This window comes from Rhizobium sp. BR 317 (assembly GCF_047445835.1).
GTDB lineage: Bacteria > Pseudomonadota > Alphaproteobacteria > Rhizobiales > Rhizobiaceae > Rhizobium > Rhizobium paranaense.
In genome coordinates this window covers 397,481-412,860 of the sequence record NZ_JARWLB010000002.1, presented here as the reverse complement: position 1 = coordinate 412,860, position 15,380 = coordinate 397,481, and the positions used below count along the sequence as shown (strand labels likewise).

The window sequence follows — 15,380 nt, the reverse complement described above, 5'->3', positions numbered from 1 at the left end:
CCTCGGCGGGGAGAGGGGCTGCGCCGCCTCATTTACCGCTGGAGTTCTCATGTCTGCAGCTTTCTACGGCACGCTCGATGCTGCCAATACCTATTTTGTCGATCGGGACAACGCAGCCTGGGCTGCCACCGGAGACAGTGAGCGCACGGCTGCCCTAGTGCGCGGATCGCAGGTCGTGGACGGCTTGTACGAGTCGCGTTTTCCCGGCCTTCGCGCTGGTGGTTATGACCAGGCTCTGTCCTGGCCGCGGAAGGTGGCCAGGACGGCCAATGGCGAGGCTGTTCCCGAAGATGTCGTGCCGTTGCCGATTACTTACGCTGCCTATGAGGCGGCCGCTGTCGAGCTCGCCGAACCTGGCAGCCTGACCCCCGTGGTCACTGCAGCGCAGACCGTCAAACGCGAAAAGGTCGGGCCGCTGGAGACGGAATATGTCGCGGCCGGTTCGCCAGCCGACATCATTTCTTCGGCAAGGCCGGTTATGACCATTCTCGACGGTCTGCTCTATCCCTTCTTGCGTCCGGTTCTGCCGGGCATCCTGGTGGTGTGATGGCCGCTTTCGACTATGCCAAAACCCGCACAACGGCCGAGCGGCTGATCGCCAAATTCGGCCAGCAGGCTCTGCTTAGGCGCATCACCAATTCAGGTGCGGATTACGATCCCTTCCAGACGAGCCAGGATTTTGCCTGCGTGCTGGTCGATCTCGATTATACGCAGGCGCACATTAGCAATACGCTGATCCAGCGCGGCGATAGGATGATCTATCTGTCTACGGCCGGGCTTTCGATTGCGCCGATGCTCGAGGACAGATTGCTGATCGCCGGCGTTGAGCATGCGATCTTCGATGTGCTGCCGCTGTCGCCGGGCGGGATTACAGTGCTCTGGCAGCTACAGGTGCGCCAGTGAGCGCCTTTGCCCGCTTCCGCGCCGCGCTCGTTCTTTGGTTGGTTTTCCGGTTTCTCCTGGCGCTGGACCGATTGATGTCGTTGTCAGAGAGCGAGCGGCAGGGGAGGCAGAGGGCTGCCCGGGAAAGTGGCGTTTCCGCGATCCGCGTGCGCTATGGCGCTTCGACCTTGCTGGATTTCGAACGGCGCACTCCGTCGTCGGGTGTAAGCGCGTGCCGCCAAAGCCGAATCATTTCAGAGGGCTGATACGATGGCTTCTTCCAATTTCTCCGATGCCGTTTCCGCCTGGGTTGAAAAGACCAAACGGCGGATGGAGGATGTTGTTCACACCTCCGCGACCCGGCTTGCTGAGGCCGTTATCGAGGGCACACCGGATGACAGCGGCGCGCTGGTGCATTCGTTCCAGGCCTCTGCTTCAGAGATACCGGTCTTGCGGTCAGGGCAATCCTCCGACACAGCGCCTGCGGGCAGCTACGGCTTCGATGCCGGGCCGGTCAATCTGGCGATCCTCGGCGTGCCGTTAGGCGGCAGGATCTATATGGGGTTTACCGCGCCCTATGCGGCTGCTGTCGAATATGGGGTCGACGGCAAGGCGGGCGCCGGCATGGTGCGGCTTGCCGCCCAGCGCTGGTCCGACACCGTCGAGCAGGCCGTGCGCGAGACCGCGTAACGCAAAACTCCTTCAACTCACAATCAGGCGGGATTCATGGCGACGGGAACGGACGCACTCATTCTGGCTGCGCTGCTGGACCACTTGGCGGCGCTGACTTTTACGCCGCCGCTGCCGGTGGCGCAGCCGGGCATTGCCTTTCCGCCGGCAGGGCAAATTAAGCCGGATAAATATCTGGCCGTCAGCTTCCTGCCCAACCGCACTCGGCAGGTGACGCTCGGCGACGATCCGCAGCAGAAGCGCGGGCTTCTGCAGGTTTCCGTCTATTGGCAGGCCGGCGGCGGGCTGATCAAGCCGCTCGATGCCGCCGGCCGGCTCATCGACCATTTCAACAACAAGACGCTGTTCGCCTCTGGCGTGAAGATCACGATCAGTAGCGAGCCGTGGGCCGCAGGCCCGATCCAAGAGGATGACCGCGTGCAGATACCGGTCACCATTCCCTACACCGCCTTTGAACCGGAGAGATGATCCATGGCGAATAAAAGTACCAAGAAGGGCTCCAAGGTCTACGTATGCGAGACGCCCCAGAATAGCGATCTCACGGCCAGCGCCTATGCCGCGCTGACCTGGGTGCAGGTGGGCAAGGTCGGCAAGGTCGGCGATTTCGGCTCCGACTCCACCATCAACAATTACAATACGCTGGATGAGCCGGTGCAGCAGAAGCAGAAGGGCGTTTCCAACGCCGGCGATCCGGAGCTCGAAGTCGCCTCCATCGCCGATGATCCCGGCCAGATCATCCTGCGCACCTTCGGCGATCCGCCTAATATCAACAACATGGCGATCAAGGTCGAGCGCAACGACGCGCCGCAGGGCAAGACCAACACGGTCTTCTATTCGCGCGGCGTCGTTTCCGGCCCGCTCTATCCGGGCGGCGGCTCCGACGATTTCGATCTGGAGAAGTTCAAGATCGGGCTCAACCAGCTTCCGATCCGCGTCGATCCTGTCACTACGCCGTAAGCGCCATCTTACGGAATCTTGCGCGTCGCTCTCCTGCGGCGCGCGGCCACTTTCAAATGTCCCAACCGATAAGGTGTTTCCTTGGATATCTCCAGTCTCGTCAATTCCGAAGATCTCTTCGAACTGCGGCTCCTGCATCCGGCCACCGAGGAGCCGCTCGGCATCTCCTTCATGATCCGCTCGGCCGAGAGCAACGAGGTGAAGAAGATCGTTCGCCAGCATAGCGACCGTTTCCTTGCCAGCCGCAAGAAGAAGCTGACGACCAGCAAGGTCGAGGCCGAATATCTCGACAAGGCCGCCGCCGCCATCGCTTCCTGGAGCTGGGGCGAGCAGCAGTGGAAGGGCGAGCAGCCGGCACTCTCCTTCGAGAAGGCTCGCGAAGTCGTCGAGGAAGCCGGCTGGATCTATGATCAGGTGGCCGGCGCCTCGGAGGACCGCGCAAATTTTATGAAGAGCTTGCCGAAGGGCTCTCCGAAGCCGTAAGGATCGTCGCACGCTATGATTGCGTGCGCGATGCGAACGGCGAGACCCGGCGCGAGCGTAACGAGGCCTTCGAGCTTGTAAGCCCGGAGGCCGAGGTGCCGGAGGCCGGCTATGCGCTCTGGGACTGGTTCTGGGACCTGCGTTCGGCGCAGGCCCCCGGCTTTTCCGGCCCCGCACCGCTCTCTCATCAGGAAATGCTTGCCTGGCTGCACCTGACCGGCAACCTTCTGCGCCGCGAGGACATCGCCGTGCTGAAGGCGATGGACGGGCGCTATTGCCAGGCGGTGGAGGAGGAGACGGAGGCGATCAGGGCGCGGGAGGCGGGGTAAGCTTTTGCTCTTCCAACAATTTTTCTGCGATTTTGCCGACGACACGATCAATGCAAATCCGCCCATGTCATACCATCCACTGATACATCTGGTTCCAAAACGTTAGAAGCGTCATTACCGACATAAGTGCATTTTGAAATGTGCCGTGTGGGCGTCCCGTAAGTATTCGGCTCGAATTACGGTGACAGAATTACGGTGACAGAGCACTAATTCTCGCCCATGAGGGCCTTAGCTTTGCGGCCGCGACGAGCCGGCTTGAGGGTGGCGTCGGTGAGGTCTTCGAGCCAGTCGAAAAAGTCGGTATTGCCAATGGGGCGGCCGATGCTTTCGGCGCGGCGAAGCGCGGCAAACGCCATCTCTTCTTCTCCGGCAGCGAGGAGGGCGGCGAAATCGGGAAAGCGAGCACGAACCGGTGTTATGGTCGTGACGCCGTTATCCTCAATCAGTCCAAGTTGGGCCGCGACACTCGACCTTCGCCAATCGGCAGCCCGTTCGACAAGGCGAGCGCGCACCGGATTGAGGGCGACGTAGCGGAGCGCTGCTGCCAGATGCTCTTCATCCATGGCGACACAACCGAAGCGGCCCTGCCAGAAATGGCCGGTCCGGCGCAGCCTTGCATGAATACGGCCGGCGTAGACGCGATGCACGCGAGATAGAGCCCGGCGAATGCCGTCGGCATCCGCCGGCACGAGAATGAGGTGCACATGGTTGGGCATCAATATCCAGCTCCAGACCTCGACACCGGCGGCGCGACAATAATGAGCTAGGAGATCGCGATAGAGCGCATAGTCGTCATCGCAAAAGAAGGTTTGAGCCCGCCTGTTGCCGCGTTGGGTGACGTGATGTGGAGTGTCAGGGATGACGATACGAGCGAGACGGGCCATTGGTTGCTTTGGTCAAATCTGGAAGTGTATTTGAATGCACTGTCACCGTAATTCTTGCATAATTCTTAGTTCAATTAATGAAGAGCGACATTCAATATTTATATTTTTGATATTTATCGAGTTTTATGAGTATATCGTTCTTGCCATTCGATAATACCTCAATGCATTTATCTTTGCTTGGCTTTAATTTGGTAAATTTAGGTCTATTTTTCATTTCTTCTTCAAGGCTGTTGAGCTTTTCTGAAACCTTCGTGTCGTCGATCACACTTTCGATCGCTCTTTCTGCCCCTCCACGAACTGCATCGTAATAATCCAAACCCAAGGCGGTACGGCATACGTAAGCATGAGCTATGGCAGTCAGTGCCGCATTGACAACCGTATTGGACAATTCAGTCCGCGTACTATCGTCTGCCATTACACTATTACTCCACAAACACATACAAATAGCCGCAAAGGTACAGCGCATTTTCATCTCCTGATTGATTTTAGTGGATATAAGACAAGTTTCCCGGAAAAGGAAAGCCCATGACGGACATTGCAACGCTGACTTTAACGGCTGATAGCTCAAGTATTAAGGCCGCGAACACCAATCTCGCCAGTATGACAGTGGCTACTTGGAATGCACAGAAGGGAACGGGAGCTTTAGCAAAAGCATTTGCTGTTGTAACTGGGAACGCCACAGCTTCACGAGGAGCACTTGACAAAGTAGCGGTGGGCGCTGCCGCATAGGGAGAAGGTAAACATAGTTGGCTGGACTACTATAGACCTTCCGCCGCCTTTCGAAGGTTCTCTTCGGCGATACCCGTAAGTGATTTGGACGTTAGTCGCGAAAACTCGGAAATATCTAAGGGTTTTAACCCTGTTACGAACGGAACGACGCTGGACTGTTTGCCGTCAAAAGAGAAATACTCGCACGCGAGCTTTGTTGTCACAGTTTCGGCGTTTTCGTCGTCAGCGGAAAATTGTAAATTTAGCATATAGCGTACCGGTCGCTCAGTTCCGTCGTCAAAACGCTCAAGAGCCTCTTTGCGCAATGCCTTTAATGGCGTGCCTTCAAAATAATTATCCAATTCGGATCGTGTGACTGGCATTGAAGTGATGTTGAAATCATGGCGCCGATAGCTTGAGGGTTTTACGAGCGCGCCTTTTAGATTTTCTTCGCATGCGGTAACGAGCGGTGGATCAAAAAAGTTGCAGCCGCTCAAGGCCGACGTTGCAAGCAAAGCGCTCGCGATGATTGAAGCCCGCTTCAAATAGCTGAGGTGTGGGCACACAGCGGCTGCGTCTGCAGCCGTAGATAAAAGATACAGCACGAAATTTTCCCAATGAGACAACCTAGAGACGATACTCTGCTATTCAGGGGAGGGCAAGCCTATGTTAGACATTGCAAGACTTGGTATTGTCATTGATGCATCCCAAGTACGCTCCGCAGCAAACGATCTTAGCGTATGGAATGCGGAGGCCACACGGGCGGAAAAGAAAACAAGCGCAGCAGCGCGAGCCATCGACGATATGAATGGCAAGGTTCGGGTCGCTGGCGGAACGATCGGCAAAGCAAACGCAGAAGTTATAAAACTTGCGGCAGCGAACGGCAAAGTGGCAGCAAATGCCACGACTACTTTCGCAGTTGCGCAACTCATTAATAGCGCGCCGCCAACCACACAAGCATCAGCCAGCGGTGCTAATAGAAGCATGTTAGATTTTAGTCATCCTACGGGATATTCTAACTTCGATTTTATTCGTGAACGCGCCTCGGGGGCAGGTGAACCCCTTCGCAAGAGCGAAATCCAGGAAGTTGGTGAAGCAATACATTGGTTTCTGCAGCTTGTTGGGCCGTTTGTTAGTGATGCGAAAGCAAAACTTGCTGCCACTCAAGGCGATAACATATTGACTCGGCTGTTGCGCGAGACCGATCTCAATAAACAAGCCACGGCATTTGAGGAAATAAAAAAAGACCGGGATGAAAAGAAAGATAGAAGCACGCTGAGCGGCGATTCTATGCCGCAATTTAAGAAAGACGCCGAAGACGCTGAGAAAATGCTTAGTGTGGCAAATACTATATATAAAAGTAGAATATCTATAAACGAAAAATACCAAGAATCAGAGAAAATTCTAGATAACTTTATGAAAGAAAACTATAATATTGTTGCGGACGCGAGAATTCAGCGGAATACTCCTGGTGCGAGTTATTATGAGTTTGCGGCGCCGTTGGAAAAGTTGATCAACGGATTACAGCACATGGACGCCGTTCCGGAGGATGTGAAAAAAGTTATCGAGGGTATTGCAGCAGCCCGAGCGAAGCCGGAAAATCTGGACGTGGCGCCCGACTTGGAGGCGTTACAAAACTCTTGGGAAAATAATTACGCCAGCTTGATTTCGCAGAGATTGGAAAAGATTCAAGAGACGAGTACGGAAGCTAAAGCTGCGGTTGTAAGCTATATGACTAACGGAGGTGCACCGGGAACTTCGGTTGATGCGACAAACATTAACAACGTTGGGGCATCGAATGCTGCGACGCAAATAGTCGCTTCAAAGTTAGTTGAATGGGCAAATAGTTCCTCAGGATTTGTTAATGGAATGGCCGCCATCACGCGATTGCTTATTCCAGGGTTGGCAAGTTTGTCCAGTTCGGCTGCGACAACGAATTCTGGCGCAAAAATTGCCGATCAATCTACCGTTAGCGTAGAGGCGAATCGAGTTGCAGGACGGACCGATAATGACGTTGCTATTGGGAGATCAGCAAAGGCCATTGATAACGCGACAAAATCCTCGGCAGCTTACGCTGGACAAACCAAGCTTACTACACAGACCTCCACCCAATCCGCTGCCGCAACGGACAATGTGACATCGAAGGTCGTCACGCTGAAGCAAAGTCAGGACGATCTTCAGAAAAGTGGTGCAGCGCAGTTGGTGCAAATGCCGCAATTGACCAAGGCGGCCAACGATCAGGCTGATGCCTATCGGCGTGTCGCCGAGGCGCAGGCGCTGCAGAAGCTCGCGCGCGATATCCAGTTCCAGCAGGATCAAATGGGCCGCTCGACCATCGATCAGACTGTTGCTTCGACACAGAAGCAATATGGCCTGCCGGTCGATATGAATTCGGCCTCGGCCAATATCATTCGTTACAATGAGCAGCTGAAATATGCTCGCGAGCTTGCCGGCGATTTCGCCTCGACGCCGGTCAGCGGCTTGCGCAATGGCGAGGGGCTCTGGAAATCCCTGGGGAAGGCGGCGATTTCCGTGCTCACCAAGATTTCCGACAGGTTGCTGAACGATGTGCTCAACAGCCTGTTCAAGGTCAACAGCGCCGCCGCGGGCGGCGGGCTGTTCGGTGGTGGAGGTATTCTTGGCGGGCTCTTCGGCGGAGGCGGTGGGCTGGATCTCGGTATTCTGGCGCGATCGCCGCAGGCGGCGGCAGCCGTTGCGAGTGGCATTCCCGGCCTTTGGGCCGATGGCGGCTATACCGGCCCCGGCGGCAAGCATGAGCCGGCCGGCATCGTTCATGCCGGCGAGGTCGTCTGGAGCCAGAAGGATATCGCCCGGGCGGGCGGCGTCGGCGTCGTCGAGGCCATGCGGCTTGGCCGGCGCGGCTATGCCGATGGCGGCGTGGTCGGCGAGGGCGGCCCGAAATTGGTACGGGCGCAGCCGGATGCTCCCGTTCCCGTCCGTCGCCTCTGGGCTGATAATCAGAACGATGCCTCGGGCTCCGCTTCCGGTGTGCATGTCACGGTCGGCGTTTCCGTCGATGAGGATGGCAATCTGAAGGCCTATGTGAAGAATGTCGCGCAATCGGAAGCGCAGAGTTCGACGCGTCAGGGGCTGAACGATTTCAATCAGCAGCTTCCCGATCGCGTCGCGCAAATCAACCGCAATCCCCGGAGGCGCTGATGGCCGTTTCCTATCCCTACAGCCTGCCGGCCTTTGCCGATCTTCTGAAGATTTCCAGCATCGTCTGGGACATTCAGCGTAACGACGAGCTTTCCGGCTCCGGCGATGGCAGGGTCTGGCAGGCGGAGCTGGCGCCGCCGCTCTGGACCGGCACGGTGACGCTGGCCGACATGTACAATGCGGAGGCGAAACAGATCGCCGCCCGCATCCGCAAACTACACGGCGCCCAGGAGGCGCTTTTTCTTTATGATCCGCTGTCGAAATATCCGCAGGCCGATCCGGACGGGACGAAGATCGGGGCCGCGAGCGTCAGCATTGCGGCGCTCGGGGGCGATAATGCTTCGCTCAGCCTCAAGGGCCTGCCGTCGGGATATCGGCTGACCGTCGGCGACAAGATGCAGGTCGGCTATGGCGGCCGCTACGCCTTTCTCGAAGTCTCGGAAACGGCAAGCGCCGACGGGCAGGGGATTACGCCCGTCTTCGGCGTCTTCCCGCATCTGCCGGCGGGCTTTGCCGCCGGTCTCGGCGTGATCCTGCTGCTGCCAGCCTGCAAATGTCTGATCACGCCGGGCAGCCACAATCCCGGCGCCGCGAGCGGCCCGATCACCTCGGGCGCCACCTTCAAGGTCATTCAGAAGAAATAGACGATGAAGAACATCACCTCCGCCTTCTTCGCGGCGCTGACCGGCGCGCGCGACAAGGGGCTCGTGCCCCGTCGCTTCGTATGGATCACCGGCAAGGACCTGGCGAGCGGCGCGCCCGCTTCCGTTGGCCTCTGGACCGGCGACGACGACATCAACATCACGGTCACTTCAGGCGTCACCGGTCTGCCGGAGGCGCGGACCTATTATGGCGGCCTCAATCTGAAGGTGAGCCCGATCCCCCGCACCGCCGACCTGACGATCCAGACCGTGACCATCACCGTCGGCCAGATCGCGCCCGCCGTGCAGCAGCTCGTGCGCGGCTACGATCTGCGGCTGGCGCCGATCGAAATCCACGATATGTCGTTCGATACCGGCACGCGTCTGCCGAGTGCGGTGCCGGAAATCGCCTTTCTCGGCATTGCCGATGGCGCGCCGATCAAGACGCCGGCGGTGGGGCAGGACGGCGATATCGAGATCTCCGCCATCTCCGCCGCCATCGCCATGCTGGAACGCACCAATCCGGCGAAATCCTCCTATGAGGGCCAGAAGCGCCGCAGCGGCGATGAGTTCGGCCTTTATTCCAGCACCGTCGCCAATTGGCAGATACCTTGGGGGCAGAAGTGATTGATGATCTTGTCAGGCTCAAGAACTGGCGTGCTCGCTTTGTCGCCGAGATCGATCGGCTGAAGCGCACTCCCTTTGCCTGGGGCAGCCATGATTGCGGTCCGGGCCTTGCCGGCAATCTGGTGCTGGCGATCACCGGCATCGATTGCGCTGCCCAGTTTCGCGGCGAATACTCGACCGCCGCCGGCGCGCTGAAGACCATGAAGGTGGCCGGTTTCGACAATCTCGCCGATCTCGTCGCCAGCATGCTGCCGGAGATCCATCCGAGCCAGGCCCATATCGGCGACATCGCTGCCATCCCGCATGAAGGCCCCTTCGGCTACGCCCTCGGCGTTGTCAATGGCGAGCGCATTTTCGTGCTGCGCGAAACCGGCCTCGGCACCGTCGATMTGCTCGACGCCAAGCGGGCCTTCAGGGTCGGCTGAGCCGGCGACGCCACCGCTTTTTCTTTATCACCTATCGGTGATATGCCGCTGCCGACCAACCGGCGGCGCGCTTTTTCCATGCGTCTTTCGAGGTCGCCCGGTCCATGAAAATTTTGATTTTGATCCTGAGCGTCCTCAGCTTCTGGCTGATGGCGGATGCGGCGCATGCCGATCCGATCACTGCGGCGATCGCCGCGATTTCCCAATTCATCGGTTCGGTCGGTGTCATCGGCAAGCTGGTGCTTACGGTTGCCATCAATGTCGGCCTGTCGCTGGTCGAAAAGGCGCTGGCTAAGAAAGACCAGCCGCAACAGGCCGGCGCCAAGCTGGAAATCAGCATGGGCGATGACCACCCCATGTCCTTCATCATGGGCAGCTACGCCACCGCCGGCCGTCGCAAATATGCCGGCTCTTGGGGCGAGGATGGCAAGACGCCGAACGCCTATTTCACCGATGTCATCGAAGTCGGCAACCTGCCCAACTATGCCGGCGAACGCGGGCTGACCAGCGTCTGGATCGATGATCAGCAGGTCGGCGTGCTCTGGGAAGAGCCGCATCCCGATGGTCGCGGTTTTCCCGTTCTGCAGTATCGTGTGAAAGGCAAGGACTATCTCTGGATCAAATTTCTCGACGGAACACAGTCCAGCGCCGACGCCTTCCTGACTGCGAAATTCGGTTCCAATCCCGATCGCCCATGGAAGCCGACGATGATTGGCCTTGGCTGTCAGGTCGTCATCCTGACTGCACGTTATAATACCAATCTGTTCTCCGGCATTCCCGCCGGCCTGTACCAGCCGCATCCGGTGCCGCTCTACGATATCCGCAAGGATTCGTCCGTCGGCGGCAATGGCACCCATCGCTGGGATAATCCGGCTAGCTGGGAGCCGACGAGCAACCCGGCCACGATGATCTACAATCTGGCGCGCGGCGTCTACCGTGGGTCGGAATGGGTCTGTGGTGGCCAGAATATCGCTGCCTTCTGTCTGCCCGCCGCGAACTGGATGGCGGCGGCAAACGCTTGCGATGCTCCAGTTGCACTCGGTGACGGCACTAGCGAACCCGCCTTCCGCGCCGGCTACGAAGTGCAATGCGATCAACAGCCGCTCGACGTGATCTCCGAACTCTTGAAAGGCTGCAACGGCCGCATGGCCGAAGTCGGCGGCATCTTCAAGGTGCTTATCAGCACGCCTGGCGGCGCTGTCTATTCTTTCTCCGACGATGATATCGTCGTGACGGAGGAGCAGGATTTCCAGCCGTTTCCGTCGCTTTCGGACACCTACAACGCCATCGAGGCGACCTATCCGGAGCCCACCGAGAAGTGGGCGACGAAGGATGCGCCCGGCCGTTACAATGCCGATCTGGAAGCTCAGGACGGCAATCGCCGTCTGCCGGCACAGATCCAGTTGCCGACAGTTCCCTTCGCCAATCAGGTGCAACGTGTCGGCCTGGCGATGATCCAGGACTACCGGCGCTTCCGCGTGCACCAGGTATCGCTGCCGCCGGACGCCTATCCGCTGGAGCCGAACGATGTCGTTTCCTGGACTTCGGTGCGAAATGGCTATGACGAAAAGAAATTCCTTGTCGTCAAGGTCGAGCCACAGCCGAATTTCCTCATCGTTGTCACGCTGAAGGAAGTCGATCCTGCCGACTACGACTGGCACAGCGGTTTGCAATTGCCCACTGCTACAGGTTGGATCGGCCCCATTACGCCGCCCTCACAGCCAATGGTCGGCTGGACCGTCGAGCCGGCGACTGTGAAAGACGCCGGCGGTATCGATCGTCGGCCGGCGATCAAGATCAGTTGCGCGGCGGACATGGACGATGTCGAGCGTGTGTGGGTGCAAGTCCGCTTAAAGGAAACCGGCGATATCGTCTTCGACAGCGATAGCACTCGCTATGCTTCGCCATTCTCCTGGATAATCTCGGGACAATGGATGCTGTCGAACACCGACTACGAGGCGAGGGGGCGTTACATTCCCAAGTCCAACCGCGCCACGGATTGGTCGGCTTGGCTGAGTGTGAAGACGCCGAATGTCCTGATCCAATCGGGCGACGTTCTCGACAACGCGATCACCGCCTCCAAGATCGCCGATGCGGCGGTGACCGCCGAAAAGATTATGGACGAGGCGGTCACCAATCTGAAGCTCGCTGACGAGGCGGTTTCGGCGGCGAAGATGCAGGTAGCTGCCGTTACCGCCGACGTGCTGGCAAGCGGCGCGGTGATCTCTACGAAGCTCGCGGATGGCGCTGTAACCGCGGCAAAGATCGCTCAGGGTGCGGTCGATGCAACGAGCCTCGCGAGTAGCATTAAGGCTGTCGAAGTCGTCTCTTCTTTGCCAACCATAGGCAATGTCGAAGGCCGACAGGTTTATTTGACGACGGACGGCAAGCTTTATCGCTACTACAGCGGCGCATGGACGGCTGCTGTCGCTGCCGGCGACGTCAACGGGACGCTGAACGCTTCGCAAATTGCCGACGGCGCGATCACGAACAACAAGCTGGCAGCTCTGGCAGTCGATGCGAGCAAGCTTGCTGATGGCTCCGTGAGTGCCGCGAAGCTTGCGGCAAATGCGGTGGATACGACAAAGTTCGCTTCCGATATTCGGCCGGTGGAAATTGTCGCCAGCTTGCCGACGACGGGCAACATCGAAGGCCGAACGGTCTATCTAACGACAGATGGCAAGCTCTACCGTTATACCGGTAGCGCCTGGACATCGGCGACGGCGGCCGGCGATATCACTGGTCAGATCGTTGGAACGCAGATTTCCGATGGCACGATCTCTACGCCGAAGCTCGCGGCCGGATCGGTCACAGCCAACACGATCGCGGCCGGCACTATCACCGCCGACAAGATTGCTGCCAATAGCATCACGGCCGGGCAAATTGCTGCCGGCGCGATCAGCGCAACACAGCTCGCTGCAAGTGCAGTGACGGCTAGGTCGGTTTCAATCGGCGATTTCGCCAACATGGTCACCAACCCGTTCTTCGATCAAGGAGCGGCCGGCACGGACGGTTGGCTGCTGGGCGGTATGATCGCACCAAGCCGGGTTGTTGGCACATCCGGAGACCCCGCTCCGAACTATATCCGCATTCCGGACGCGAACGGCGGGATCGACTACGCCATCTTCGACCCTGGGCAGGCCACAACAGGCTCAATGCCCTGCTCGGCCGGGGATAGTTACTATGTCGAGTTCTACATCCGGAAGAACGGTGCGCCCACAGCGCCGTTCGGCTCTTACTTATCGGTCTCAGATCGCTTGGGTGCCAACACTGTATGGCCGCAGGTGTATTTTGCGCTCGCGGCGGATGTTCCGACAGTTTGGACGAAGGTGCAGGCGCTGGTGAACATTCCCGCCACCGTGGCGAACAATGGTATTCCGGCAAGGTTCAATCTTCAGCTCACCGCGCGCCCTGGCACGGCGAACAACAGTGGGTCTTACGACGTTGCGAAGCCGGTTCTACGCAAGGCTACCGGCGCGGTCATGATCGAAGACGGTGCGGTCACTGCCTCCAAGGTTGCCGCAAACGCCATCACGGCAGACAAGATCGCGGCGAATGCCGTAACGGCCGGAACCATTGCCGCGAACGCAGTCACGGCAGGTACGATCGCAGCCGGCGCGGTTTCGGCCTCGCAGATCGCGGCTGACGCGGTGACTGCAGACAAGATCGCTTCCAATGCTGTTACCACGGATGCGCTTGCGGTCGGCTCCGGCAAGAACCTGCTGCAGAACGCAAGCTTCTCAATGGGTTTGGATTGCTGGGCCATATCGTACGCGAGCGGTACAATCCCCGGCGTCGTTTTCGCTATTCGGCAGCCGGGAGACGTTGGGGGCTGGGTTGGATACAATTGCCCCACGTTGATGCTCTATCAAGGCAGCGGACCTACCGGATTTTACCAAGATGTAATGTGGCAGCGTCTTGACTACCCAAGTGGCGCAGGCAACTTGAAATATTCGGTCCCATGCCAACCGGGGGAGACATTTGAGTGCTCCGCTTACATATCCGCGCATCGATGCACCGTGGAACTACGAATTATCTGGGTAGCAAGCGACGGAACGGCGATTGGATACACTGGCCCCGCACAGAACAACGCGGTCTATGGCGATTCCCATAATCCCGATTTATGGACCCGCCTCCGAGTTATCGGTATCGCTCCCGCTGGCACAGTTGCGGCAGGAATTCATCTTCGGAAGCTCGATACCAATACCGGTCAGACGGACAGTTTTATGTTCGTCAACAAGCCGATGCTTTGCAGAGCGCCCGCTGGAGCAAGCGAGGCAACGCAATGGAGTGACGGCGGCGTAGTCACGATAAACAGTGGCGGGATCGTTGCGGGAGCGATAACTGCCGCCAAGATCGCCACCAATGCTGTGACCGCAGATGCGATCGCAGCCAATGCGGTGACGGCCGGCAAGATTGCGGCCGGCGCGGTGACGGCGGCCACGGTAGCGGCCGGCACGATCACCGGTGACAAGCTTGCTGCCAACACGATCGGCGCATCTCAGATCGCTGCTGGCGCGATCACTGCCAAGCAACTCGTGCTGACCGACTTTTCTAACATGGCGGACAACGGCTGGCAGGCGGGAAGTATCGCCGGCTGGACGACGCAAAGCCTACAGAACTTTTATCTCGACAACAGCCAGGGCGACGCCTCAGGCTATCTGTTGCAGTCGCTTGGGCGAGACTGCGCCTATTCAAACTTCGTGGCGGTCTCACCGGGAGAAACCTACGCCTTTGATGTTTGGGTGAATAACACCGATGCGAACTTGGCCAATGTCTATGCCTACGCGCGTTCGCCTACAGGTGTGATATCGCCTGTACTGATCACTGGAACGGGCACCAAAAACGCGTGGGTGCGCCTTCAGGGCAAGTACACTATCCCTTCCGGTATAACCGCGCTCGCCATGGACCTGCAGGTTGCTAAGACGGCCGGAACAGGGACCTCGTGCTACTGGTCGCGGCCTGTTATGCGCCGTGCTGTGAGCGCGGAGCTGATCGTGGATGGTGCGGTCACCGCAAACAAGATCTCGGTCAACAGCCTGGACGCACTCACTGCAAATCTGGGCGCAGTCAACATCAGCTCGGCTGTCATCGGCACGCTGCAGGTGGGCACGTCCAACATCTCCGGTGGTGCAGTCACCGGGGTGGGCGTCGGGCGTACGGCCGGCACACAGACGATCGGTGCTGGCGGCACCGTCAATCTGGTGAGCTGTGTCGTCAATGTTGCCGGCGATGGCCGTGTCGTGATCGACGCTATGACACTTGGCCAGTACAACCAGAATGGCGGTAGCCAGAACTCCCAGCCGATCGGCGTCAACATCTTCCGCGACGGAACGGCGATCTTCAGCCAGACCTACTATCTCGGCGTGGTTCAGACTGTCGTCTCTGGCACAGGTGGCAGCAATGGCAGCACCACACAGACCACGTATACGGCCGGCCTGGTCGCAGTCTCTGGCCTCTATGATGCCCCCGGCGCCGGCAACCACACCTACATCCTGCAGATCTATTGCCCCGGCAACACCATCGGCTGGAACGAAAGCAACATCACCGCAACATCTCTCAAGAGGTAATTCC

The 15,380-nt window shown here is 58.5% G+C and carries 16 protein-coding genes; 13 read left to right on the top strand and 3 right to left on the bottom strand.

The window, feature by feature from the left end:
• Nucleotides 1-49 precede the first annotated feature (49 nt).
• The 7 genes from QD357_RS04585 (at nucleotide 50) to QD357_RS04555 (ending at nucleotide 3,341) form a co-directional block, all read left to right on the top strand.
• The gene (locus QD357_RS04585) at nucleotides 50-547 is read left to right on the top strand and encodes a DnaT-like ssDNA-binding protein (protein WP_107108579.1); all 498 of its coding nucleotides are present in this window, start codon (nucleotides 50-52) and stop codon (nucleotides 545-547) included.
• Nucleotides 547-903 carry a hypothetical protein gene (locus QD357_RS04580; RefSeq protein ID WP_107108578.1) on the top strand — a complete coding sequence of 119 codons (357 nt, stop codon included), beginning with the start codon at nucleotides 547-549 and terminating at the stop codon, nucleotides 901-903. Before QD357_RS04585 ends, QD357_RS04580 begins: the two co-directional genes overlap by 1 nt.
• A gap of 249 nt (nucleotides 904-1,152) precedes the next feature.
• Nucleotides 1,153-1,572 (top strand): hypothetical protein, encoded by a 420-nt coding sequence (locus tag QD357_RS04575; protein WP_107108577.1) that lies wholly within the window; start codon nucleotides 1,153-1,155, stop codon nucleotides 1,570-1,572.
• 36 nt (nucleotides 1,573-1,608) lie between these two features.
• Nucleotides 1,609-2,040: a phage tail terminator-like protein gene (locus QD357_RS04570; RefSeq protein ID WP_107108576.1), complete on the top strand. Its 432-nt coding sequence runs from the start codon at nucleotides 1,609-1,611 to the stop codon at nucleotides 2,038-2,040.
• A 3-nt stretch (nucleotides 2,041-2,043) separates the two neighbouring features.
• Nucleotides 2,044-2,529, top strand: coding sequence for a hypothetical protein (locus QD357_RS04565; RefSeq protein ID WP_107108575.1), 486 nt, complete (start codon nucleotides 2,044-2,046; stop codon nucleotides 2,527-2,529).
• A gap of 81 nt (nucleotides 2,530-2,610) precedes the next feature.
• Nucleotides 2,611-3,012, top strand: coding sequence for a hypothetical protein (locus QD357_RS04560; RefSeq protein ID WP_107108574.1), 402 nt, complete (start codon nucleotides 2,611-2,613; stop codon nucleotides 3,010-3,012).
• Between the two features lie 23 nt (nucleotides 3,013-3,035).
• Nucleotides 3,036-3,341, top strand: a complete 306-nt coding sequence (locus QD357_RS04555; protein ID WP_107108573.1) for a hypothetical protein — start codon at nucleotides 3,036-3,038, stop codon at nucleotides 3,339-3,341.
• A gap of 206 nt (nucleotides 3,342-3,547) precedes the next feature.
• Here QD357_RS04555 and QD357_RS04550 read toward each other — a convergent pair whose 3' ends face one another.
• Complete coding sequence (locus QD357_RS04550) at nucleotides 3,548-4,225, bottom strand: transposase (RefSeq protein WP_107108572.1); 678 nt, start codon at nucleotides 4,223-4,225, stop codon at nucleotides 3,548-3,550.
• A 91-nt stretch (nucleotides 4,226-4,316) separates the two neighbouring features.
• On the bottom strand, nucleotides 4,317-4,640 hold the full coding sequence (locus QD357_RS04545) for a hypothetical protein (RefSeq protein WP_107108571.1): 324 nt from the start codon (nucleotides 4,638-4,640) through the stop codon (nucleotides 4,317-4,319).
• Between the two features lie 110 nt (nucleotides 4,641-4,750).
• Between QD357_RS04545 and QD357_RS04540 the strand changes: the two genes are divergently transcribed.
• Entirely contained in the window at nucleotides 4,751-4,954 is a 204-nt protein-coding gene (locus QD357_RS04540) for a hypothetical protein (protein ID WP_146143996.1), read from the top strand.
• A 29-nt stretch (nucleotides 4,955-4,983) separates the two neighbouring features.
• Here QD357_RS04540 and QD357_RS04535 read toward each other — a convergent pair whose 3' ends face one another.
• Nucleotides 4,984-5,538 (bottom strand): hypothetical protein, encoded by a 555-nt coding sequence (locus QD357_RS04535; RefSeq protein WP_107108570.1) that lies wholly within the window; start codon nucleotides 5,536-5,538, stop codon nucleotides 4,984-4,986.
• A gap of 61 nt (nucleotides 5,539-5,599) precedes the next feature.
• Between QD357_RS04535 and QD357_RS04530 the strand changes: the two genes are divergently transcribed.
• The 5 genes from QD357_RS04530 to QD357_RS04510 all read left to right on the top strand — a co-directional run bounded on the left by QD357_RS04530 (nucleotide 5,600) and on the right by QD357_RS04510 (nucleotide 15,376).
• A complete protein-coding gene (locus QD357_RS04530) occupies nucleotides 5,600-8,113 on the top strand; it encodes a hypothetical protein (protein ID WP_210203684.1) in 2,514 nt (837 codons plus the stop codon).
• A complete protein-coding gene (locus QD357_RS04525; RefSeq protein ID WP_107108568.1) occupies nucleotides 8,113-8,757 on the top strand; it encodes a hypothetical protein in 645 nt (214 codons plus the stop codon). Before QD357_RS04530 ends, QD357_RS04525 begins: the two co-directional genes overlap by 1 nt.
• Before the next feature lie 3 nt (nucleotides 8,758-8,760).
• Entirely contained in the window at nucleotides 8,761-9,381 is a 621-nt protein-coding gene (locus QD357_RS04520; RefSeq protein WP_107108567.1) for a hypothetical protein, read from the top strand.
• The gene (locus QD357_RS04515; RefSeq protein WP_414124069.1) at nucleotides 9,378-9,806 is read left to right on the top strand and encodes a DUF6950 family protein; all 429 of its coding nucleotides are present in this window, start codon (nucleotides 9,378-9,380) and stop codon (nucleotides 9,804-9,806) included. The genes QD357_RS04520 and QD357_RS04515 overlap by 4 nt, the downstream gene beginning before the upstream one ends.
• Nucleotides 9,807-9,910: 104 nt before the next feature.
• On the top strand, nucleotides 9,911-15,376 hold the full coding sequence (locus QD357_RS04510; protein WP_414124068.1) for a phage tail protein: 5,466 nt from the start codon (nucleotides 9,911-9,913) through the stop codon (nucleotides 15,374-15,376).
• Nucleotides 15,377-15,380 lie beyond the last annotated feature (4 nt).

Excerpts from the sequence above, each read along its gene's own strand:
- QD357_RS04565 (WP_107108575.1), top strand. The coding sequence starts at position 2,044 with ATGGCGAATAAAAGTACCAAGAAGGGCTCCAAGGTCTACGTATGCGAG.
- QD357_RS04510 (WP_414124068.1), top strand. The coding sequence starts at position 9,911 with ATGAAAATTTTGATTTTGATCCTGAGCGTCCTCAGCTTCTGGCTGATG.
- QD357_RS04545 (WP_107108571.1), bottom strand. The coding sequence starts at position 4,640 with ATGGCAGACGATAGTACGCGGACTGAATTGTCCAATACGGTTGTCAAT.
- QD357_RS04570 (WP_107108576.1), top strand. The coding sequence starts at position 1,609 with ATGGCGACGGGAACGGACGCACTCATTCTGGCTGCGCTGCTGGACCAC.
- QD357_RS04540 (WP_146143996.1), top strand. The coding sequence starts at position 4,751 with ATGACGGACATTGCAACGCTGACTTTAACGGCTGATAGCTCAAGTATT.
- QD357_RS04520 (WP_107108567.1), top strand. The coding sequence starts at position 8,761 with ATGAAGAACATCACCTCCGCCTTCTTCGCGGCGCTGACCGGCGCGCGC.
- QD357_RS04525 (WP_107108568.1), top strand. The coding sequence starts at position 8,113 with ATGGCCGTTTCCTATCCCTACAGCCTGCCGGCCTTTGCCGATCTTCTG.
- QD357_RS04550 (WP_107108572.1), bottom strand. The coding sequence starts at position 4,225 with ATGGCCCGTCTCGCTCGTATCGTCATCCCTGACACTCCACATCACGTC.
- QD357_RS04580 (WP_107108578.1), top strand. The coding sequence starts at position 547 with ATGGCCGCTTTCGACTATGCCAAAACCCGCACAACGGCCGAGCGGCTG.
- QD357_RS04575 (WP_107108577.1), top strand. The coding sequence starts at position 1,153 with ATGGCTTCTTCCAATTTCTCCGATGCCGTTTCCGCCTGGGTTGAAAAG.
- QD357_RS04530 (WP_210203684.1), top strand. The coding sequence starts at position 5,600 with ATGTTAGACATTGCAAGACTTGGTATTGTCATTGATGCATCCCAAGTA.
- QD357_RS04585 (WP_107108579.1), top strand. The coding sequence starts at position 50 with ATGTCTGCAGCTTTCTACGGCACGCTCGATGCTGCCAATACCTATTTT.